Below are 23677 nucleotides of genomic sequence, written 5' to 3'. Positions count from 1 at the left end.
CTTCGGCCGAGTGCCCGTTTTTGCGTAAATTGACACTACCACAGCGGGAGCAGGTGTATTGTTTAACTTCGCTTATCATCGGGCTAAGATAAGTCATCAGCGGCTATCTTACCACTACCTACGCCCGAACCGTCCGGCCATTTACCTACCTATTATCCCGTTTATACCAGATTTGATTCCCATGTGCAACATCCAGTCCAATTTCACCTCTTTATCCATTGAGTGCCTGAGGCACTCAAAAAGTTGTAAAAAAACAACCCAGACTTTTGATCCGGGATGTTTTTGTTTAGGTTAAGAAACGAGTGCAGAAACGCCGGGCCAGCTATGAGTCCGGCGTTTTTCAGTTTTATGCACCTTTTGTGCAAGATACTTAATCTTTTTTAGCCAGCCGTATGTAACAGGAATTTAGTGAGCTGGATGTTACTCCCCATAAAAAAACCTGTCACGGGTGAGCGACAGGTTCACGGTGTAAAAACGGAAAGAAGCCATACATACTCATACTGCACGGGCGGCTTCACAACGGTTCAGACGGCACAAGTCCGTCCGGAAAATGCCCACGTTTCTTTCCAGTACCTGGTCAGCGTGCGCCGGGCAACGGTACTGTCATCCGGACACCATCGTCTGCCCGACTAACCCCATTCGCCACTATGCCTGTGAATATGCCGTTCCTATGCCCATTCGTCTCAAATCTGGTTTGCTTTCGTCGTTGTTGCCCGATCGCTCATAAAAACCACCTAAGATGCGACGGCTTATGGGGGCGTTTTTTAGCAATCTGTTGAAATCCAGCCAGATTCGCGTATCATCTGGCCCAAAACTAAGGCCATCAGCCGCTATCCAGGGTAATAATTCATACCGAAAGCGCAGGTCATAAAAGTAATTTTCAACGTGCCGGTAGTGGGTTTCCAAACCGTACCGCTTTCGCAGCCAATCCGTCAATTGATGGATGGTCTCCAGTCGCTGAACGGACAGGGACTCGTAGATAGCCCGTGCGATGTACGGCTCATCCTGTAAACCCGAATTGGTATGGGAAGGCCAGGAGATGAGTGGAGGAGTGAGGTAGTCAGGCTTATTGAGCCACAGGCCAATGCAGATACTCATCATTCGATTGATGAGCCATTGCTGCCCTTCGGTTGGTTCCTGCCACGGCAGCGGGCTGTCCCGAACCATAAATAAATCCATATAGTGAGTCGATACCGGTGAGCCAAACACCACTGCGGGCGAATCCGATTGGCCCCAGCACAACAGGCAGTAGCGAATGAGGGGATACCAATGCTCTTCCCGTATCAGCAGGGCAGGCGAAACCGTTATCTGTAAGCGCACGATCGATTTGCCCGGACAACTTACTGCCTGGCAAAATTCCTTACTCACCTCAGCATAGCTTACGCCCTCCATCCGCTGGTGATAAAATACGGCCTGCCGGGTATCATCAATTGATGTCGGATCGGATTGGGCCCGTAACGCATTCTTTAGGATTGCTCGTGTGTATCTACCCTTGCCAAGCCGTACCGTTAGCGAAACTAACGTATTCAACTCATGGGCAGAAGGCGTTCCTTTTACCCAATGATTAGCCCGAGCCGGTCCTGTTTCATAGAGTTTCATTGTCAGTGTGCCGGTTTAACGTGTTTATAAATACCCCGATAGACTCGATTGACTACCAACCGCTTCAGCTTGTCCAGTTCATAAGGTTGCCAACTATCGGGATTGGCCAGGCGTGCGCTCAATTTTTCGTCGGTCAGCGAACAGGCTTTATAAACGGACTTCTTCTCCGACTCCGTCAGCAGGGTAATCAACGGAGCCAGCCCCTGTAATCGATTGGAAGTAGCATCACTAAGGCCTAATTCAACCGCTAACAGACGAATTTCAGCGGGTTTCCATAAACCTGGATTCGCCTGCCGACGGTATTTGGCATTGACATCCAGGCCGGTGATTTTAGTGAAAACTGATTTGGGCAGTTTAGGCGGTGTCGACCGTAAAACGGCATCCCGAAAGCAGTAGTAGGCATCTAACAGTTGTATAATTTCTTCCATAGTTCTGTTGGCGTGAGCTTGATTAGGGGTGTGAGGATCAGGGGTCACTGTCCGGATAGCCCAATACGCCCGCTGGCCGGTTTACCCCCGACGCTGATTGCCTGAGCAGCGTCGGGGGAACTTATTTCTGGTCATTTTGCTACTAAACCGACGAGTCAGCCACCAACTTTAGCGGATGGGGTCTCCAATCCGTCTGGGTCGTTTGGTCTGCTGAATCACATACGGCACGCACACGTCAGCCGGGCAGCCGCATACGGTCGGTATCAACATCACCGTCATATCCGTATAGCAACCCGACGAATTGTAGACCCGTACCGTATAGGCCGTCGCACTGGCCGGACTAACCAGATTGCTCACTAAAACCCCGCCCGCCGGAATCACCTGCGGAGGACCCGACAGCGATGCGGCTGGGTTGAAGGTTGCTCCCGCCGAATACTGGTAGGTGTAAGCCGCGTTGAAGCCGCTGATCACTAACCGTCCGTTGGCCTGGGGCACGTTGCCCAAACATGTCGCCGGGATAGCCACTGCCGTAAAGACCGGTAGCGAATCCACTTCCACAATTACCGGACAGCACGAGAAGTCGGGACAGGAACTGCCTGCTCCACTCACGCTTAAGCTGTAGCTGCCACCCTGGGTCACCGTCAGCGAGTTGGTTGTGGCGCCCACAATCAACACTCCATTCCGATACCAGGTATAACTGGCCCGACCGGCGGGGGCCGTCAGGGTGTACTCATCGCCGGGGCAGAGTTTGATGGGTACTGAGGTGCAAACCTTGGCCGTATCGCCGGGAATGCTGGCCGTGTTGTAGAGAATGCCCGTACTGTCGACCCGCACCTGGAAGGTCAGCGTCAGACTCTGTCCGGCTGCAATGCTGGGTACAGTCCATAAACTCTCCGGCGTGCCGGGGGTGAAGGTAGTTCCCGCCGGAGCCGAAGCTGAGGCAGGCACGTAGGTCGAGCCGCCACTCAGCGAGTCACGCACGGTGGTCGTAGCCGAAACCGAACCAGTGTTGGTCAGCACTAAGCTGTAGGTCAGCACGTTGCCCACCTGAGCCACCGACAGATTCACTAATTTCTCCAGTGTCAGTGTTGGTGGCGTCGCAGCCAGGACCATCACGAAGGCCGGGTCCGAATCATCTTCATCGGTAGTGGGATCAATGCCGCCGGGGCTACCCGTGCCGTTGCCATTGACCGTATCATCCGAGCCCGAATTGGGTGTGCCTCCCGCATCGTTGCCTGGGTTGGCGTCGGGCGAGGAGTCAATATCGGTGCCCCCCTGAGCTGAGGCTATCTCCGCCCGGTTGACGATGGGGCCACTCGTGCCCGCATTGATCGTAAAGACGATGTTGCGGGTCGTGCTGGCTCCCGCCGACAGGCTGGCGATGGGCGTGTTAAGGGTTGCTGTCGTGCTGGTGACGGCGGTCCAGTTGGGATCGTTGAGCGTCAGGCCTACCGGAATCAGGTCCACCAGGTTGATGGCCGTAGCGGTCACGTTGCCCTGGTTGAAAACGGTGATGGTGAAGGTCACACTCGACCCCGCTGTGAGCGTCGTCGACTGACCAGCCGCCAGCGTTTTGCGAAGGGCTAAGTCAAACACCGGAGCAACGGGGGCAATGAAGCCTGCGTCCAGCGTCGGGTTGTTCTCGCCCGGCGCTAAGGTCACACTCTGGGTGCGGCCTGTGATGAGGTCGGCATCCGAATCCAGCCCGTCGTTACCGCCCTGGTTCGCCAGCGTCGGAGTCAGACCTGCCGGTGTGCCGAAGCCTACCGAGTAGCTCAGACTGTTGCCCGGCGTCAGACCCGTGAAGGAGTACAGGCCCGATGCGTTGGTGAGCGTCGTCAGGCTGGCCACGCCATTGGTGTAGAGCGTGACGAGTACGCCCGGAATCGGCGTGTCGCCCCCGTCCTGAATACCGTTCTGGTTGGTATCCCGGAAGACGTAATCCCCCAGGCCTGCCGTGGGCGCTATCGAGCAGGAAACCGGCGCGGTATAGATGGCCGTAGCCGTGCCGCAACCCGGCAGACTCGCCGTTACGGTCCGGGTCAGACCATCTGAGACCAGTCCGTTGAAGACTGCTGTGAAGGTGAAGCTGCTCAGGCCACCCGCCACCGTGGTGGTCAGGCTGCTGGCTCCGTTGCTCACCGTCAGGACGCCCGCCGAGGTGTTGAGCAGCGTTACCACTGCCGTAGTCGAGTAGGTGTTGGTGGCGGTTAAGCACGGTCCCACCGTGACGGAGGGGTTGGCAATCGAGCAGGCCGGTGGTGCAATCGAGCAACTGGCCGGAGCGGTGTATTGAGCCGTAGCCGACCCGCAACCCGGTAGCGACACCGTCACGGTGCGGGTAGACCCATCCGAGGCTAAGCCATTGAAGACCATCGTGAAGGTGTTGCTACTGCCTGCTGTGGTGGTGAAGGGCTGCGAACTGGCTCCATCCGAAATGGTCAGCGTCTGCCCACCGGCGGGGTTGTTGACCGTCACCACCACCGTTGAGGAGAAGGTGTTGGTCGCCGTCAGGCAAAGCCCGGCCGTTACCACCGGGGTCAGCACCGAGCAGGGGGCAAAGAAGCCCGCATCCAGCGTGGAGTTGAATTCACCGTTGGCTAAGGTCACACTCTGGGTGCGGCCCGTCACCACGTCGGCGTCACTGTCGGCGGCATCGTTAGCCCCCACATTGGCCGTCGTTGGACTCAAGCCCGAAGGCGTGCCGAAGCCTACCGAGTAGCTCAGACTGTTGCCGGGGGTTAAGCCCGTGAAGCTGTAGGCCCCTGAACCATCGGTGAGCGTCGTTAGGGAAGCCACCCCGTTGGTATAGAGCGTGACGAGTACGCCCGGAATGGGTGTGTCGCCCCCGTCCTGAATCCCGTTCTGGTTGGTATCCCGGAAGACGTAGTCGCCTAAGCCCGCCGTGGGCACAGCAGGCAGATAGAAGCCTGCGTCCAGCGTCGGGTTGTTCTCGCCCGGCGCTAAGGTCACACTCTGGGTGCGGCCTGTGATGAGGTCGGCATCCGAATCCAGCCCGTCGTTACCGCCCTGGTTCGCCAGCGTCGGAGTCAGACCTGCCGGTGTGCCGAAGCCTACCGAGTAGCTCAGACTGTTGCCCGGCGTCAGACCCGTGAAGGAGTACAGGCCCGATGCGTTGGTGAGCGTCGTCAGCGAAGCCACACCGTTGATGTAGAGCGTAACAGTCACTCCGGCGATGGGTGTGTCGCCCCCGTTCTGAATGCCATCCTGGTTATTGTCGCGGAAGACGTAGTCGCCCAATGAGGCCGGAATTAAATAGTAGCCCGCATCTAAGGTGGGATTGAACTCGCCCGGCGCCAGGGTGACCGACTGGGTACGACCCGTAATCACGTCCGCATCCGAGTCTTTGGTATCATCCCCGCCCGCATTCTGTAGTGTAGCCGTGAAGCCTGCCGGAGCCGTGAAGCCCACCGAGTAACTCGTGCTGTTGCCAGGGGTAAGACCCGTGAAACTGTAGAAACCCGTTGCATCGGTGGTCGTCGTTGTGGTGGCCGTGCCGTTGATGTAGAGCGTAACAGTCACTCCGGCGATGGGTGTGTCGCCCCCGTCCTGGACGCCGTTCTTGTTGGTATCCACGAAGACAAAGTCACCCAGACCGGCCGTGGGTATGTAGAAGCCCGCATCTAAGTTGGGGTTGTTCTCGCCCGGTGCCAGCGTGACGCTGCGGGTCTGTCCCGTCACGGGGTTGGCGTCCGAATCTTTGGTGTCATCGCCACCCTGTTGAGCCGAGGTGCTGGTGTAGCCCGTTGGGGCCACAAAACTCACCGAATACGGCACACCGGGGGTCAGACCCGTGAAGGAGTACAATCCCGAAGCGTTGGTGGTCGTGGAGCGTATCGGCGTGTTGGTGCCATCGAGCAACACCACCACGACGCCCGGAATGGGGGTCTCGCCGGGTTGCTGAATGCCATCCCGGTTCTGGTCGACAAAGACAAAGTCGCCCAGACTGGCCGCATTGCTTTGGCAGTTCTGACTGATGGGGCCAACGACCGCCGAGCAACTGTTTAGCGTCGCAGTAATGAACAGGGGCTGGCCCGACGGAACGCCCGTGACGGTATTGCCTGTTAAGCTGCCCAGGTTGACGCCGATAGTCGCGCCGACGGTGGCCGTAAAGGTGACGTTGAAGGTCGTGAGGCCCGCACAGGCTACGCCTGTTACGCCCAGGGTGGGCACAGGAGTGACCGTGACCGTCGCCGTTGTGGTGCTGCGGCAGCCGCTGGCATTGCCCACCGTCACCGAATAGGGTGTCGTCGTGGTCGGGCTGACCGTGAGCAGGCCCGTCAGGTTGACGTCGCCCGTTGAGAACGTATAACTCGTGCCCCCCGTGGCGGTCAGCGTGGCCATCTGACCCGCGCAGATACTGGCCGGGGTCAGGGTTGCGGTGGGCAGCGGGTTGACTGTCACGGTCGCCGTGGTCGTACTGCGGCAACCGCTGGCATTACCCACCGTTACCGAGTAAGGCGTGGTGCTGGCCGGGCTAACCGTCAGGATACCCGTCGTGTTCACGTCGCCCGTTGAGAAGGTGTAGCTGGTGCCACCGGTCGCTGTCAGCGTTGCCGTTTGGCCCGCGCAGATACTGACTGAGGTCAGGGTTGCGGTGGGAACGGGGTTGACCGTCACGGTTGCGGTGGTGGTGCTGCGGCAACCGCTGGCGTTGCCTACCGTGACTGAGTAGGGCGTGGTCGTCGTGGGGCTAATTGTCAGAATGCCCGTCGTGTTCACGTCGCCCGTCGAGAAGCTATAACTCGTGCCACCCGTAGCGGTCAGGGTAGCGAGCTGCCCCGCGCAGATGCTGACCGAGGTTAAGCCCGCCGTGGGGGCAGGGTTCACCGTGACCGTAGCCGATGCGGTGGCCGTGCAGCTCTGGAGGGAGGTGCCCGTTACCGAATACGTACCGGCTACCGACACCGAAATGCTCTGGGTCGTTTCGCCCGTGCTCCATACATAGGTACTGGCGCCTGTGGCCGTGAGGACCACCGACTGCCCGGCGCAAATTGTCGTGGACGGCGCGGAAATGCTCACACTCGGCACGGGGCTAAGAATCAGTTCGCGACTCGTCTGAACCGCTACGCAGCTACCCGGCCCATCGGGGTCGGCGCTGGTCAGTGTCAGGGTAACACTGCCCGCCTGGGTATCGGCGGCTGAGGGCTGATAGGTGACCGTCTGGCTGCCACTAATGACCGCCGGGCTGAAGGTGCCCGTGCCGCTGGTGGTCAGGCTGGCCGAAGCGGCCCCGGATACGTTGACCGTCAGGCTCACCGGCGTTCTGCCGCAGGTCTGGAGCGTGGCTGGCAACAGCGTCAGGCTGGCCGGTGTCTGACAGGCACAGTTGACGACCACCACATCCGAATCGGTGCAGATGCTGCCCTGCGTGCGGGCCACAACCGTGACCGTCGTGCTGACGGGCGCATTGACCGTGAAGCTGCTGCCGGTGGTGAAGGCACCGCCATTGATACTGTATTCTAAGGTGCCACTGCCGCCATTGGTCGCGTTGATGGTCAGGCTGGCGATGTTGCCTACGCAGAGGGCACTCTGACTGATACTGACAATCTGGGGCTGGCCATTGACCGTCACCGTGACGGAGGTCGTGCTGGCGCAGCCGCTGGCATTGGTCACCGTCACCGAGTACGTTGTCGTGGTGGTGGGGTTGACCGTGATGGACGGCGTGCTGGCCCCCGTGCTCCACAGGTAGGCCGTACCGCCCGACGCGGTCAGGGTGGTGCTCTGACCCGCGCAAAGAGTTAGGCTCGTTGCCGTTACCGACGCCACCGGGCTGGGATTGATGGTCACCGTGGCGGTGGTCGTACTGACACAGCCGCTGGCGTTGCCCACCGTCACCGAATAGGGGGTGGTCGTGGTTGGGCTAACCGTCAGCAGGCCGCTCGTGTTGACTAAGCCCGTGCTAAAGGTGTAGCTCGTGCCCCCCGACGCGGTCAGGCTCACCGTCTGGCCTACGCAGATGCTGGCCGATGTCAGCCCGGCGGTGGGAGCGGGATTGACCGTTACGGCAGCGGTGGTCGTGCTGAGGCAACCGGTGGAACTGGCCACCGTGACCGAATAGGTCGTGGTCAATGTGGGGCTAACCGTGAGCAAACCGCTTGTGTTGACAAGGCCCGTGCTGAAGGTGTAGCTCGTGCCGCCTGTGGCGGTTAAGGTCGCCGTTTGGCCCGCGCAGATACTGGCCGGGGTCAGCGTTGCGGTGGGGAGCGGATTGACCGTTACTGTCCCGCTGGTGGTGCTGATACAGCCGCTGGCGTTGGCTACCGTCACGGAGTAGGGCGTGGTCATGGTGGGGCTAACCGTCAGGATGCCCGTCGTGTTGATGAGGCCCGTCGAGAAGGTGTAGCTGGTGCCGCCCGTGGCCGTTAAGGTGGCCGTCTGGCCTACGCAGATGCTGGCTGAGGTTAGCGCAGGGATGGGCAGGGGGTTAACCGTTACCGTCGCCGTTGTCGTACTGACACAGCCACTGGCGTTAGCCACTGTTACCGAGTAGGGCGTGGTCGTCGTCGGGCTGACCGTCAGCAGGCCGCTCGTGTTGACTAAGCCCGTGCTAAAGGTGTAGCTCGTGCCCCCCGTGGCGGTCAGCGTCGCCATTTGACCGGGACAAATGCTGGCCGGCGTGAGCATGGCAGTAGGCAGCGGATTGACCGTAACGGTGGCGGTGGTCGTGCTGATACAGCCGGTAGCATTCCCTACCGTCACCGAATAGGGCGTGGTGCTGGCCGGACTCACCGTCAGGATGCCGGTTGTGTTGATGAGGCCCGTCGAGAAGGTATAGCTCGTTCCACCCGTCGCCGTTAAGGTCGCCGTTTGACCCGCGCAGATGCTGACCGAGGATAGCCCGGCCGTGGGGGCCGGATTGACCGTTACTGTCCCGCTGGTGGTGCTGATACAGCCGCTGGCGTTGGCCACCGTCACCGAATAGGGCGTGGTGCTGGCCGGGCTAACCGTCAGAATACCCGTCGTGTTGACAAGGCCCGTGCTGAAGGTATAACTCGTGCCGCCCGTCGCGGTCAGGCTTGCGGTTTGGCCCGCGCAGATACTGACCGAGGTCAGGCCCGCCGTGGGCAGTGGGTTGACCGTCACCGTGGCCGTTGTGGTGCTGACACAACCGCTGGCGTTAGCCACCGTGACCGAATAGGGCGTGGTCGTGGCTGGATTGACGATCAGGATGCCCGTCAGGTTGGTGGCACCCGTCGAGAAGGTATAACTCGTGCCACCCGTAGCCGTTAAGGTTACCGACTGACCGGCGCAAATGCTGGCCGATGTGAGCAGGGCGGTGGGGGCGGGATTGACCGTTACGGCAGCGGTGGTCGTGCTGAGGCAACCGGTGGAACTGGCCACCGTGACCGAATAGGTCGTGGTCAATGTGGGGCTAACCGTGAGCAAACCGCTTGTGTTGACAAGGCCCGTGCTGAAGGTGTAGCTCGTGCCGCCTGTGGCGGTTAAGGTCGCCGTTTGGCCCGCGCAGATACTGGCCGGGGTCAGCGTTGCGGTGGGGAGCGGATTGACCGTTACTGTCCCGCTGGTGGTGCTGATACAGCCGCTGGCGTTGGCTACCGTCACGGAGTAGGGCGTGGTCGTTGTGGGGCTAACCGTTAGCTGGCCGGTCGTGTTGACTAAGCCCGTGCTGAACGTATAACTCGTGCCACCCGTGGCCGTTAGGGTTGCCGTCTGGCCCACGCAGATGCTGACCGAGGGCAGCACAGGAGTAGGCAACGGATTAACCGTGACGGTGGCGGTGGTGGTGCTGGTACAGTTGCCGACCGCCACCGTGACCTGGTAGGCCGTCGTGCTGGTTGGGCTGACTACCAGCAAACCCGTTGTGTTGGTGGTGCCGTTGGAGAAGGTGTAGCTCGTTCCGCCCGTGGCTGTGAGCGTGAGCGACTGGCCAATGCAAATGCTGGCCGAGGTCAGGGTGCTGGCGAAGGGCAGACAGAAGAAGCCCGCATCGAAACTGTGGTCCGATGCGCCGAAGTTGCCCGTTGTTAAGCTGACGATGGGGGCCGTAACGCCCGCTACCGTACCCACCGAGGGGTCGGAATCGTTCTGGTCATTAGCGTTTACAGCGGTGGTGTTGTTGGCCGTGGTAAGCTGGTACTTCGCCCCGCCTACCGTAAGCTGGCTGGCCGCAAACTGCCCGCCGGTGCCGAAAGCGACCTGATAGGCGGTGTTGGGCAGCAGGGTGGTATCGGCCCCCGTGCCGCTCCAGGTGCCGCTGGCTAACAGACTCTTGGCCGAGAAGTAGTAGTTGCCCTGGGCATTGGTGGTGGTGGTGGCAATGAGGACGCCCGCTTTGTAGAGCGAAACATTGACCCCGGCTAAAGGACTTTCGTTGGGGTCCTGGGTGCCGTCCTGGTCGGTATCGAGCCAGACGCGGTTGCCAATCTCGATTCGGGTAATGGCATCACAGCCTAATTCAATATCACCCAGGCCCGTTGCCTTTGAAAACTGGCCAGTGTTATTCAAAACGCCTATATACACAGTGTACTGGACCGTCGACAGGCCCGTGGTGTTGTTAAAGTTGCGAACACCCCCGGCAAACGATTGGTTGTCGATGGGGTCGATGACAGCGGCAACAACTTCGCCAGAGCCGGGCCGCAGAGCCAGTCCACCTAAGGCGAGTTCAGTATGGGCATAAGAACTCGTGCCGTTGTTATCGGCATAAAACTCGCCGAAGCCGGGTCCCTGGTTGTTGTTGACACCCGCGCCAACGGCCGGTCCGGCCTTGGCGTTGTTTTCCAGCACAAAGGCCCCGTTGGCGGCATAGGCCCGCAGAATGTCGCCCGCCTGGGGGTTGACTGTGAAGCGTCGGGTATCGTTGGTTGGGTCGGGACGCAGATTGGCTTCTCCCCCCTGAAAGCCGGTGCGGTCGCCAAAGCCCAGCACCATTGAGCCGTCGATGTCGAATTCGATGTCGGCAAAAATCGGCTGCGGATAGATAATGTCCTGACTCGATGCCCCCGTGATCGTCCTGAGCTGGTCGAAGTTGTCCGTCCACGGATACCAGCCCGTGGCACTCCGGTTAGCGTTACCTCCATACCCTTTGGGGTAAGTCAGTGGGAAGTCGAAGATATTGGTAAAAGTGGCTCCGTTCAGTTCAAAGACCGAGGCCCTCAGGTTCGATTTGTTCTGCGAGGACAGCGCGTCGCACACGCCCCCCACATACACCTTGCCGTTGTAGGGCTTGATGGCCCAGGGCCGGTAGTTGCCCCCGGTGCAACTGGCCGGAATAGCAAACGAGGTGACGTTGGCCGCCGTGGGCAGGGCGCCGGTCAGGTTATACTGGGTAATGTCGATGGCGTAGAGCTTCTGGTCGAAGAGGTTGGTGAAGTAGAGCGTGCTGTTGTCCTCCGAGATGTCCAAATCGCCGATGCCCACCTTGCCAGTCAGGGCAAAGGCCAATGAATCGGCACTTGGGGTGTTTTTGTCCCCCGTTAAGCCCCTGGCCGTGTTGGTCGGTACCGAGCCTACGTTGATGCCTAAGCTCGTGACGCTCAAGAAGGTGGAGGTCACGGGCGAGGCCGGGTTTGTGTAATTAACCACGTAAATACCGCCCAGCCCGGCGGGTCCCAGCCCGGCATGGCGCTTGAGGGTGGCCGAGGTGAACACCCGTTTGGTGTTTTTGTTCCAGGCCACGCCCCAGGCCGTGCCAATCTGCGCGGTCGTGGCTAACGCCTGTTCACCCACCTGCGTACCCGAAACACCGTAAGGGAAACTGACGAAGGCATCCGCCGTGCTGGCATCGCCCGCCACTAATGGGTCGCCCGACACGTAGCAGGGAATAAACAGGGGTGGGGCACTCTGGCAGAAACTGGCGGGGTTGCTCAGACCCAAATCGACGGTGCAGGAGGGCGCGCCGATGAACTGCACGCGGGTGCCCGAATTGGGTCCGGCAAAGCCCTCGTTGAAGGCGGAGGGAATGTTGCCAAACTCGACCCGCACGGGGTAGTTAGCCGCCGGAATGGTCAGCGCGTAGAGGCCATTGGCATCGGTGGTGGTGGTATAGGCCGTGCCGTTGGTGGCAATGGCCCTGACCGTAATGGCCGCCACGCCGTTGGTTTCGCCCGCCTGCCGGGTACCGTCGTTGTTGTAGTCATTGTAAATGATGCCGCCGAGGGCCGTGCCGGAGCAGACTAAGGGGGGGCAGGGTCCTGGGGCGGTGTAGGTGCCGGTGGCCTGGCAGGCGGTCAGGTTGTTGAACCGGGCCGTAATGGGTCCCGACGCGCTGTTGGCCGGTACCTCAAAGGCCACCACCTGGGGCGAGACAATCACCTGGTTGCCGCTGTTGAAACCGCCACCAGGCTGGGGATATTGAATACTGTAGGTGTTGATGCGGACCCGGCGGGTCTGCCCCCCTAAGGTCACCACTAAGGAGTCGATGGTGTTGCGGGGGGGATTGGTATAGCCCACTTCCACGCTGACGGTGGCGAGACTTACCCCGCTCACCGAGTAGCAGCCCGAAACGGTTACCTTGTTGAGCGTCATCGAGCAGGTACAGGGTCCCGTTGGGGCGGTGTAGGTGGTGGTAAACGAGCCGCAGGTGGGCGAGGTGACAGTAATGGTATGGGTGCCCGATGCCGGGCTTAGTCCATTCAGGGTAAAATTGACGGACGTTGTCCCCACACCAGCCCCTACGGTTGTTGAGGTTCCCCCGCTATCGGTAATGGTCAGGCTCTGGGCCGGTGAACTAACCAGGTTTATAGCGCCGGTAACGGTGTAGGTGTTATTGGCCGGATTACAGTTTGTGTTGACTGAGAAGGGGCTGAGGGCTATCGAGCAGGCGGGACAGGAAGCCGGGGCCGTGAAGGTGGCCGAGACAACCCCACAGGTGGGCGAGGTGACGGTGACGGTTTGGCTGCCCGTGCCCGAGAGACCCGGCACGGTATAGGCTCGGGACGTAGTTCCTATACCAACGCTGGTGGTGGTCGAAACAGCACCAACGGTAATGGTCAGGGTCTGGGCTGCGGTTACGTTGGACAGAAAGACGCTTCCGGTCAGCGCATATTGCCCGGCCGCCCCCGAACAGATGGGAGCGGTGCCGACGCCTGTCAGGGTGCACTGCGCGTAGGCTTGCTGGCTGAGCAGGGCGAGGCCGGTGAGCAGCAGAAAGGCCAGCAGGGGCTTTGCCCAGCCGGAGTTACCCCCCGTCCCCCTAAAGGGGGTGAGGACCCGGCCAAAACCGCCGGAGGTACTCGGAGTCCTCACCCCCTTTAGGGGGACGGGGGGTACTACCGCAACCGGGGGTATTACCGCAACCGGAGGTAACTCCGCGCCGGGGGGTAGAGCCGCAACCGGGGGCAAAGCCGCACCGGGGGTTACTACCGACGGGACCGGAGACTGGTCAGTCAGTCTCCGCTGCGCCAACAGGCCATTACTGACGTGAATAGGTACAAGTGGATTCATGGTATGCATTGGTTTATAGCCTGTGTACTGTGTTGGTTCGTTATGTTGTGTTTTGCCTTTATCCGGCGTTCCGGGCTTTGCTCCGTGGTATTACCCCCCGTCCCCCTGAAGGGGGTGAGGACCCGGCCAAAACCGCCGGAGGTACTCGGAGTCCTCACCCCCTTCAGGGGGACGGGGGGTAATACCGCCACCGGGGGTAATACCGGGGTGGTTGACCGCTGTTGCAACAAGGGGTAATGGTCACGTGGAGTATTTTAAATAGAAAGAAGGCAGCCCATCACCCGATACACAGGAAATAGGCTGCCTTCCCTGAAACTGTGCAGAAAGCAGTAGGCAAGATGTTGGCCAATTGGAGCAGGGGCCAGCGGATAACTGACGAAACCTATCGTTGACAGGCTCAACAAAGCTAAAGTACCCACAAACGCCCCTAATGGCCCTCTTCGACAGAAAAGGCCATAAACGGGCATGAAACTGCCTGAAAAAAAACTGGACGAACCGCGCCCTCCTGGGGTCGAACCGAAGCATTTAGGTCACACAAAGACGAATGGGCAGGTCGAACACACGGGCCTTTTGCCTGTGAGGTGTATCAACTCGCACACATTTTGTTAGTGGGTTTCGGTTTAGTCCGCCCAGGGGATAAAATCAGATTACTGCCTGATTTTTTTTACACAGAGGATACGTTTGTCAGGTTATGGTTTTATAAACGAACTTGCTGTCGCTGAGAATAAACAATTACAAACTAAAACCCTGCGTTTGGTGAGAACAAATAAAATAGACTAAGCCGGGGCTCAAGTAGATTAACCAGATAGTTACAAAGACAAAGGTAAAGTATATAAATAATAGACGGGCCTCGCTTAGCTCCGTCGGGTCGGCATGACGCGCCACCTCCTGACATCATCTCAACTGGCAGGGCTTTTTTATAAAAATGCCGTAGTCGGGCACGGTCCGCCGTTGCGGGCCGATGCCGCATGACATCCTTGCAGAATAGAGTTGACAGGCTACCAAAGCTAACGCCCCTACGGGGCTGAGGCCGATGGGGTACGACAGGCTACCAAACCAGACGCCCCTACGGGGCTGAGGAATAGTGCTGGTTCAGCCCTGTAGGGGCGTCTGGTTTGGTAGCCTGTCGTACCCCATCGGCCTCAGCCCCGTAGGGGCGTAGCAATAGACCGGGCGTAACATCAGTAACCAAGTAACTAAGCAGAATTAAGTTCAACGTTGACAAATCGGACCGCCCCTGAAGGGGGTTTAGGGGTGGTCAGACCAGCACGTAACAGCCCTGCCCTTCAGGGGCGGTCTTACCACCGACAAGTCGGTTGGGGATAAGACCGCCCCAACAGAAATCTAATTTCAGACAGCCTCTCAAACCGCTTCAATTTTATAAGAAAGCCCTGTCTCAACCAGGAAGTTTGAACAGCTTCACGAGCGGCCTGCCAAACAGCTAAATTCCAGTAAATCTTATTTTTCTTATTATTTGACGAACGAACTGTTTGGTAGGTCCAACTAACCTATCTGAGTAATCAAACTGCCTGTTACTGGTATAAGTAGCAATGCTTACCTGCTTGTAAGCCAAATGATTTGCACAATTTTTGGTGGATTTGTTTTAGTTTACCCGTATAAACAAACTATAGCAACTCGCATACTGTCATCCTAACCCACTGGCAATGTGCGCTATACCTCTTGACCAAATAGATTTTATGAAAAATTATTACTGTTTAATTGTCGAGGATTCTCCACAGGCCATTGATACACTAAAAAATTATTTGACCCGCTTACCTTTCTTTATGCCTCCCCAGGTATGCTCAACCGTAGGCGAGGCTATTCTGCAACTTAACCAGCGGTCGTATGACCTAATCCTGCTGGACATGAAACTACCTGACCAGTCGGGGCTTGAACTACTCCGTTCGTTTCCCAGCCCGATGCCTGTTGTTGTTACCACAGCCTATGATGAGTTTGCCGTTGAGTGTTATGACCTGAATATCGCCGATTATTTACTCAAGCCCTTCTCCATTCAGCGCTTCATGCGATCCATTAACCGGGCGCTGAATGTTCAGTTCTCGCTCAGCCACTTTGCCGAGCAGGAAGGCATTTTCCTCAAAACGGGTCGAAACGTCCAGCGGTTTTCCTATAATAGCATTCATTATGTAGAAGCCTTAGGCAGTTATTGTAAAATACATACGAACGGCAAGGTGGAAGTGGTGAATGAAACAATCTCTAATTTACAGGCCAGTTTACCCAGGCAGTGGTTTATCCGTGTCCATAAATCATACATTATCAATGTTGATAAACTAACGAGTTATAGCCACCGTTTTGTGATGATTAGTGGTATGCAGATACCCATAGGGGCTATTTACCGGGATCGGTTTCAGGGGTTTCTGGCCCTGCTGACCAGGCCCGGCGAAAGTGAATAGCCCGTAGTGCCTCCGGGCTTAATGAGAAAGGCTATACGTCTGTAGTCGCGTTGGTTTCGCTGATTGGTACCGGCTCATCGGGCGAGGATCCGGGCTGGTGCTGACCACTCGGCCAACTGAGCCTAACGGTCGTTCCCTGACCCGGCTGGCTGTCGAGCCTCAATTCGCCCCCAACCTGTTTCATTAATTCCTGCGAAAGTACCAGGCCCAGGCCCGTTCCCTGCCCGTTCCGTTGGTTGGGCTGGGCCGGACTGGCTACGTTCATGCCCACACCCGTATCGGCGATGAGCAGATGGGTCAGGGTCGGTTCCTGCCGGATGGACAGCCGGATGGCGCCACCCGCCGGGGTAAACTTGATGGCATTATGCAGCATATTTCGCAGCACCAGCATTGTCAGGTTCTCATCCAGGTGTATCGAAGCCCGGCCCTCCTCAACGCTGACCGCTATGTTTTTAAACCGAATCAGCCCCTGAAACCCTTCCAGCGTTTCCTTAACCAGGTCGGTCAAATCCACCAGATGCCGATGTACCCGCAAGCCCTGCCGCTGCGTAAGCGACCAGTACAGCAGATTATCCAATGTATAGGCTAACCGGCTCACCTCCTGGTCGAGCAAGTCCAGATTCATGGGTTGGCTATCGTTCGACCTTAACTGGTTAACACTGGTTTGCAGGCTCGCTACCGGACCGCGCAGGTCGTGTCCAATAATGGAAAAAAGGCGGTCTTTCAGGGCGTTTGCTTCTTTTAACCGGGTCGACTGCGTCTCGATTTCCTGATTTTGGCGAACCAGTTTTTGCTGCGTTACGCGGGCCTGTCGCAGGAAATAAGCCGTACCCGCTACAACCAGTAATAAAAATCCTGCTCCCAGTCCGTAAAGCAGTCGCTGCTGGTTAACGACCACAAATTGTTGCTGCTGCAGCAGGGCATTTTTGTGGAGCAATTGAATGGTACTTTCCTTTTTTTCCAGATTGTACTGCGCCTGAATCTGAGCTCCCTTCAAACTAATCTCGGCATTGTATAAACTATCCCGTAGCCGTTGATACTCTTTATAGTTAAGCAGCGCTTCCCTGTAGTGCCCCGTTCCTTCCTGAACCAACGACAAATTCAGCAGGATGCTGGGAACATCAACGGCACGGCCACCACTGGAGCGGACGGACTGCAGGCTGCGTTGAGCGGCTGCCAAAGCCTGCTGTGGATGCCCCAGTTGCAGCTCCGCCTGGGAGAGTTCCTTCCAGGTCAGGTTCATGATGGCATCTTCGCTGAACCGATTACTCAGGCTCAGGGCTTCGTATAAATACGGGAGTGCCGCCTTAGCCTGGTTTCGCTGCCTTAGATTAGCGGCTGCGTAGCTTAACATTTCAACAAGAAGATTGCTGTTGTTTAGCTGGCGTGCCATCCGCACGATCTGCTTCCGATAGGGCCAGGCCCGGTCATACTGCTGCTGGTCCTCGTAGAGTACGGCCAGCATATCGTATCCACTGCATTTATTATACAGCTTTCTCTCCGGGAGTTTGTCTGCCAGTTGAATAAACTGATTGGTGTAGTACTGCCTTAATTTTGTATTTTTTGATCGGGTATAGATAGCCTGCAATAAACTATACGTATTGAGTATATTCATTGAGTCCCGGTGATGTTCATAATAGCGAAGGTTGCTAAATGACTGGGCGATGGCCTGGCGGGTATCCCCTTTATCGGTATAGACCTTGCTTAAATCATACAGGGCACGTCCATAGCGGACTGTATCGTTCACTCGCTGATAGAGGCTAAGTGCCTGTTGCAGTTCCCCAAGACTTTGAGTCAACAGCCCCTTTTTTCGGTAATACAGGCCCAGGCTATGGTGATACCGCCCCAGGTAGTACGTGTGGTTAAGCCGGGTCGCCAGGGGAAGCATTTTTTGCACATACACGTAGGCAGAATCGTTCTGGTCCTGGTCGGCATGAAGTTTAATCAGTTCTGAATAGAGCCGCAATCGGGTTGTATCGTGCCGGGCGGTTTGCAACTGCTGCTTAAGTTGCCCTATAGTCTGACTAAAGGCCAGACTGCTCTGCATAAACAAAAGGCCCGCGAGAACGTACAAACGTAAAGGTAGCAATTGCTTCATGGGTAGATGAACCGGTCAATAGCGTGTTAATCTGACAGCTAAGCTATTGAAAAAAAGTAGGTTTGCCGTCAGTACTTCGCCAAAATGTGTAACAGAATTCAGCAGGCTTTTCGGGCAAGGGCCCGCTGGCTTTGGTAGGCGCGGGCCAGGTGATGATACACCAGTAGCTCATAGGTGCGGGGGTGCTGGCTGAACAATCGGTTCAGAAAGACATGCAGCAGACTGGCCACGTAGTCGGGTGGCCGTTCGGTAGGGGCAAGCGCCGATTTCAGGAAAGGAGCCATGCGTCGGTTCCGTTTTCGAAAAATCGCCTGGTAAGTCTGCCAGTGAGCCGGTAATGCCGGTTGGTTGAGGAGTTCATCCAGCAAGGCCTGGTTTTGGCGGTATTCCTTAGCCAGGAGTTTACGGGTGCTGGCTGTAGCGCCATGCCCGGCAAACAGAGCCGTGAAGCGTTGCTGGCAGAGCGCTTCTTTATCAGTCAGGGTAAAACCCAGCGTCGTCAGGTAGTCATCCATCCCCAGCAGGGCCATCGCCAGTCGGGTTCGCTCGTCGGGGTGCTGCTGGCATAAGGCCAGGACCGCATCGCTGTCTGCCCAGAAAAGCCACTCGGTAGCCACCATCCGAGTTTCGCCGTAGCGTTCCAGTTCGCGCTCATACGTATCGGCCTGAACCCGGTACACCTCGCCCGAATCAATCAGGGGTTGAAGCTGTTGCTGGCAGGCCGCCAGTACATCGGTGCTGCTGGCCTGCGGACTGAGGTGAAACCGGATACGCAAATGCGGGTCAGGGTCGGCATAGCGGATAAAAAACCAGTGGGTTACCCGCCGGGACCGGATAAGCGACCGGGCCAGTTTTCCCAGCCGGGTTAACACCTGCGAAGCCGTTTGTGCTCCGCTATACACCTTCACATACAACCATTCCGAGCCGGGAGCAAAGGTTCGTCTGACCAAATCATGGACACGGGGTGCCAGTACCGACCTGCTTTTTTGCTCCGGCTGACCAAACGGCAGGACGACTTCATGGGTTAGTTTGCCATCTGGTCCCTCCACGCAGCATTGGTCGGGCGTTTGGAGCCATTCAATCAGGAAAATCGTTTCCAACCGGCGCAGCGTACTCACTACTAATTGCTGGCACGGGCCATTGTCCAGGTCCAGAAACAGTTCCTGGTCAGCCTGTACTAAGGCAATCAGCCGAGGCCACTGCCAGCGGTGCCGCCACCGGGTCACATTCTCCTCATCCGGTAAAGTGGGTACGTAATCGGTCCAGTCTAATCGCCAGCGGGCTTCCTGAAGAATAACATGCCGGTACTGCACACGGGGCAAGTACCGGTACGTGCTGAGCCGACCCCAGTGCCAATGCACGGCACAACCCTCCTGTTGCTGTAGCTCACACAAAAACCGATAGACTGGAAGCCCGGTTTGGTAATTATGAGCCGTGGTTGAGCGGGGTACGACTTCTTTCCCCAGCCGACGGGAACGGAGCACGATTCGTTCGCCCTTTAGTACCGAAATCCACAAGTCATCTATGGGTATCTGCTGCTTTTGGGGAAGGGACGAGTGGCCCAGATACGGAATTTCATACTCACTCAGGTGCGGGCGCTGCACGACATTGCCCATCGGTGCCTGCGCCAAATGAACGATTTCGGCATGAATCCGGTCAGGGTCGGCCAACTGAAGCTGCTGGAAAGCAGTCCGTAATTTCTGAGCCAGTTTCGGGTCTGACCGGCCAAAACGCCCCAGCAACGGAAACGCCGACGGGCCGGCGATGACCTTACACCGAAACCGATAGTCACCTGCGTCAATCGCCTGGGCGGAAGTGGCCAGAAAATAACCGAAGGCATAATAACTGGCAGGCAGCCGATGGGCAGGCTGACCGAAAGCGGCCAGGTCCGCATCCGTGAGCGACAACGTCAGTGTCGGATTATCCAGCCAGGCCGTGTATAACCGGTTAATCCATTTCTCTGTCCGGGCGTTTTCCGGCGCGGTCTCTTCGGCCGGGTCGGTAGAGCGAGTCGAGGAAATCAGGTCATGAATAAACGCGCCATCGCCCGGTAAGGGCTGACCACCATACCCAATGCCGACATCGGCATCTAAGGCCAGTGCAAGCGGTATTTCACGCTCCTCATACCGGGCATAAAACTGTTGTTTAAAGCGAATCAGCGCTGGTGAACCGGACTGTAACGCCCCCGATAGCATCAGTTTTTCCAGCGTGCGCTGTAGTTCGGCCAGTCTTGTAGCGCTCAACTGGTTCCGATGACCCGAAAAAAGCGTATCTCCCTGTAGAATGGGCGAGTCAGGCAACGTCAGCCCGAACTGCTGGTCGAAAAGCGTTTGGATTTCCCGATGCTTAACCTGCGTCGAGTCGGTTGCCGCCAGCAGGGAGCGAAGCCGGTTTATGGCTAAGCCGATGCGCCCGGCAGCGGGGATGCGATGAAGCCAATCGGCTAATCGGGTGAGGCAATCCTCTCCGGTGACATTGATGGCCAGTTCACTAACCAGCACCTGATCGGCGATTAACTGTTCGATTAGCGAACGGGCTTCGTGGCCAGGATACCCTTGCCGGGTTAAGTATTGGCTTAATTCGTTGGTGGTTGCGCCGGAACTCGCCTGGCGAAGTACCCGACGAAGAGCAGGCTGAGCGGGAATCTGGCTGGTAAAAAATCGGGGTTGGGAAGGGTCCTGACTGGCTTCTACGTAGCGCAACTGGTTGCCTGCCGGGTACAGGCTTGTGTTGGGCCGGTAATGGAGAAACGGGCGAATGGCCGGGTGTTGATTCAGGTAGTTGACTAACGTCTCCAGAACCGCCGTGTCGAGCCAGTGATGGCAGATTACCTGCCGCTCCAACAGATCGAGGTCAGAGGTAGGGGCCAGTTGCCCCAGACTGCATCCCGCAAACAGTCCGAACGGCGTGGACCGACTCCCCATGCGGAGAAGGTATTTCAAGGCGGTCTGCCGTACTTTTGGATTCGCTAACGCCGGGTCGTGGCGCAGTTGTTCAGATAGGGCGGGCGACGCTAAAAAGATGGCTTCGGCTACCCTGGATTGCTGAATACAGGCCGACAGATTGGCCTGCTCCAGCCAGGTCAGAAGCTGGGGCAGGCCAATCAGCGGGGTTCGCAGGTAGTAAAAATCAGTCCCCTCCATCCCGGTTCCAGTACCAAAAAGTGGTTCCTGTTCGACAGGAAAAACAGGTGATCGAACGTTACCAGGGTTTGCCGAGCATGGTACTCGTGCAGAGGTCGGTGGTCAGATTCTGGTTGATTTTGCCATTGTTGACCGTGGAGTTGGCGGACAGATAGGTGCTTAAACGCACTTTCTGGTAAGACAGGGATTTGGTTTTGCGTGTCATGACGGTAGAAAAAAAGAACATTTATGGGTTAGTGCCTTATAGACGGACAAGGGCATTTAAAGTAACCAATAAATTCATTATATTTCTCGTCATGAATACTTAACTAATAAAAGCATGCCTTTAAGATAATGGATCTTACCCCAGCGCGGCTATATATTTACTGAGTTGTTGCCGGTAATTCGGGCCTATCAGTAATTGGGTGCCATTGGTGAGGGTAATCGTATTGCCGTTGATACGTCGAATGGCCGATAGAGGAACGATATACGACCGGTGAACCCGAACAAACTGAGGAGGGGTAAACAGCTTTTCGGCTTTGCCAATGCTCATGTGCGACATAATCATCTGATCCCGAAGAAAGACCTTCACATAATCTTTCAACCCCTCAACATACAGAATATCGTCGTAGGGAATCTGTAGCAGATGTTTTTCTTCGCGCAGCCAGACCGATGCCGTATCCGTTACGGGCGGGGCAGGTAAGTCGTCGGGTGGGGAAACTGCCAGCATCGGGTCAGTGGAGTCGCCGGCTGTCGACACCGGCGCATTCCCCTGACGTTTCTCCCGAAATTTGACAATCGCTTTGACAAATCGCTCGAAGGAAATCGGCTTTACTAAGTAATCCAGCACCGAAAATTCGTAGCTGGAAAGGGCATACTGGGGGTAGGCTGTTGTTAAAATAATCTCAGGCCTGGGGGTTATGGGTAAGCTAATCAACTCCAGGCCGGTCATTTCCGGCATTTCGATGTCCAGGAACAACAGGTCTGGTTTCAGTTGCTGGATGGCCTCCAGCCCCTGCATGGCGTTGGAGCAGGTAGCCACGCAGGTCAGGTCCGGCATCCGGTTCACAAATAACTCGGTCAACTCACGAGCGGGTGGTTCATCGTCCAGGACGACGACCCGATAGGATTTTTTCATCTAAATCAAGGGTAAGGATAATATTGAATTGCTGCGGTGTGGGGTGAATCGTCAGGGTGTGGTGATGGGGGTATAAATAGGCTAACCGTTTCTGTACATTGTTTAAGCCAATGCCCGCCGGGGTGGTCGATGAACGTGCCGGTACGCTATTGGCAACCTGTAAGATGAGGGAGGCCGGATGAATCAGCAACTCAATATCGACCCAGGAGGTCCGGGCAGTGGCCTGAATGCCATGCTTAAACGCATTTTCAACAAAGACGATCAACAAAAGGGGGGGAATCAGTTGACCGGTGGGCTGGCCGGTAACGGTAAACCGAATCCCTACACCCTTGTCATGACGGATACGCTCTAACTCGATGTAGCTGGTCAAAAAGGCCAGTTCATTCGTTAGTAATACTTTCTCGGTACCCGTTTCATAGAGCGTATACCGCATCAAATCTGCCAGTTTCAGCAGGGGGTCTGCCACTTTTTCGGGCGACCGAATCGAAAACGAATACAGATTATTCAGCGTGTTGAACAGAAAATGAGGATTTATCTGCGCTTTCAGGAAGTCGAACTCTAACCGCAGGTTTTCTTTCTCCAGTTCTGTTTTCTGTAGCCGAAGCCCAAACAAATCTTTAAAAACCTTCAGACTAACGGCATACAGGAGATAATTGTAGAACAGGGAAAACGAAAAGAGCCATACCACCGTACTATCAAACGGAGGCTGCCATACCGTCAGGTTCAGGATATGCTCCCGGTTCGTAGTATAAAAGCGAGGCAGGTGGTTTAGGGAGAAAAGGGTATAGAACAGGTTGAAATGGGCAAATACTAACTCGGAGGCAACTAAGTGAACCCCGAAAATACTCAGTAAAAACCAGCCGAGCTGAAATCGGTCGAGAATATAGCGGTGCGTAAGGCCGACAATCAGGGCATAAGCGCCGATGGTAAGCCCGCCAAACAGACCGGTTGACAGGAGCGAATACCGGAGGATGACCTGTTCCGACGGCGCTGGAATGGTGGTGGCTAAAAAGTGAAATCCCCGGTAAATGAGGAGTAAGGCAGTCACCCAAAGCAGGCTATAGCGAACCAGTCGGTACGGAAATTCGGGGCTAATCAGTATCCGTAAAAAGAATTGTTCCTGGTTTGTGGCTTCCCCTTTCATTTCCGGCGCCTTGTTTATCAGATAGGTACGGTTTGTTTACTCTGTACGAAAGCGCACTAAAAGTAGAGGGGAGGGTAGCCCTTACTAGAAAAGGCGTGTTTCCGGCTATCCATCAATTCCGATAAATTAGTTGTTTGTTGCTGGCAAGGCAATAAAAATAGACGAACAGGGCTTCAGAATCGACTAATCGGAATTTTATTACGAGGAATAGTTGATTTCTACCTATAGGACTTCATCAAACAGTAAGATTACCAGTGAAGCATTTGGGAAACAAAAAAAGCTACCTGATTACAGAGTAGCTTTTTTGTTT

At 56.6% G+C, this 23677-nt stretch carries 9 protein-coding genes; 1 reads left to right on the top strand and 8 read right to left on the bottom strand.

Features of this window, described 5'->3' with window-relative positions; translation table 11 throughout:
* Nucleotides 1–645: 645 nt before the first annotated feature.
* From ACYVI1_RS02725 to ACYVI1_RS02715, 3 genes are all read right to left on the bottom strand, one after another.
* Nucleotides 646–1599, bottom strand: a complete 954-nt coding sequence (locus tag ACYVI1_RS02725) for a hypothetical protein (RefSeq protein WP_460906434.1) — start codon at nucleotides 1597–1599, stop codon at nucleotides 646–648.
* Between the two features lie 2 nt (nucleotides 1600–1601).
* Nucleotides 1602–2027 (bottom strand): hypothetical protein, encoded by a 426-nt coding sequence (locus ACYVI1_RS02720; RefSeq protein WP_460906432.1) that lies wholly within the window; start codon nucleotides 2025–2027, stop codon nucleotides 1602–1604.
* A 168-nt stretch (nucleotides 2028–2195) separates the two neighbouring features.
* Complete coding sequence (locus ACYVI1_RS02715) at nucleotides 2196–13454, bottom strand: SdrD B-like domain-containing protein (protein ID WP_460906430.1); 11259 nt, start codon at nucleotides 13452–13454, stop codon at nucleotides 2196–2198.
* Nucleotides 13455–15151: 1697 nt separating this feature from the next.
* Here ACYVI1_RS02715 and ACYVI1_RS02710 point away from each other — a divergent pair.
* Nucleotides 15152–15865, top strand: coding sequence for a LytR/AlgR family response regulator transcription factor (locus ACYVI1_RS02710; protein WP_460906428.1), 714 nt, complete (start codon nucleotides 15152–15154; stop codon nucleotides 15863–15865).
* 31 nt (nucleotides 15866–15896) lie between these two features.
* Here the strand turns inward: ACYVI1_RS02710 and ACYVI1_RS02705 are convergent, their stop codons facing one another.
* The 5 genes from ACYVI1_RS02705 to ACYVI1_RS02685 form a co-directional block, all read right to left on the bottom strand.
* Nucleotides 15897–17963, bottom strand: coding sequence for an ATP-binding protein (locus tag ACYVI1_RS02705; RefSeq protein ID WP_460906426.1), 2067 nt, complete (start codon nucleotides 17961–17963; stop codon nucleotides 15897–15899).
* Nucleotides 17964–18061: 98 nt separating this feature from the next.
* Nucleotides 18062–21106: a lantibiotic dehydratase gene (locus ACYVI1_RS02700; protein WP_460906424.1), complete on the bottom strand. Its 3045-nt coding sequence runs from the start codon at nucleotides 21104–21106 to the stop codon at nucleotides 18062–18064.
* 58 nt (nucleotides 21107–21164) lie between these two features.
* Entirely contained in the window at nucleotides 21165–21311 is a 147-nt protein-coding gene (locus ACYVI1_RS02695) for a hypothetical protein (RefSeq protein ID WP_460906422.1), read from the bottom strand.
* A 135-nt stretch (nucleotides 21312–21446) separates the two neighbouring features.
* Nucleotides 21447–22223: a LytR/AlgR family response regulator transcription factor gene (locus tag ACYVI1_RS02690; protein WP_460906420.1), complete on the bottom strand. Its 777-nt coding sequence runs from the start codon at nucleotides 22221–22223 to the stop codon at nucleotides 21447–21449.
* Nucleotides 22186–23367: a sensor histidine kinase gene (locus ACYVI1_RS02685; protein WP_460906418.1), complete on the bottom strand. Its 1182-nt coding sequence runs from the start codon at nucleotides 23365–23367 to the stop codon at nucleotides 22186–22188. Before ACYVI1_RS02685 ends, ACYVI1_RS02690 begins: the two co-directional genes overlap by 38 nt.
* Nucleotides 23368–23677 lie beyond the last annotated feature (310 nt).

The organism is Spirosoma areae, from assembly GCF_054781775.1.
Note: the sequence above shows the minus strand (reverse complement) of the source record. Positions and strands in the feature narration are given on the sequence as shown.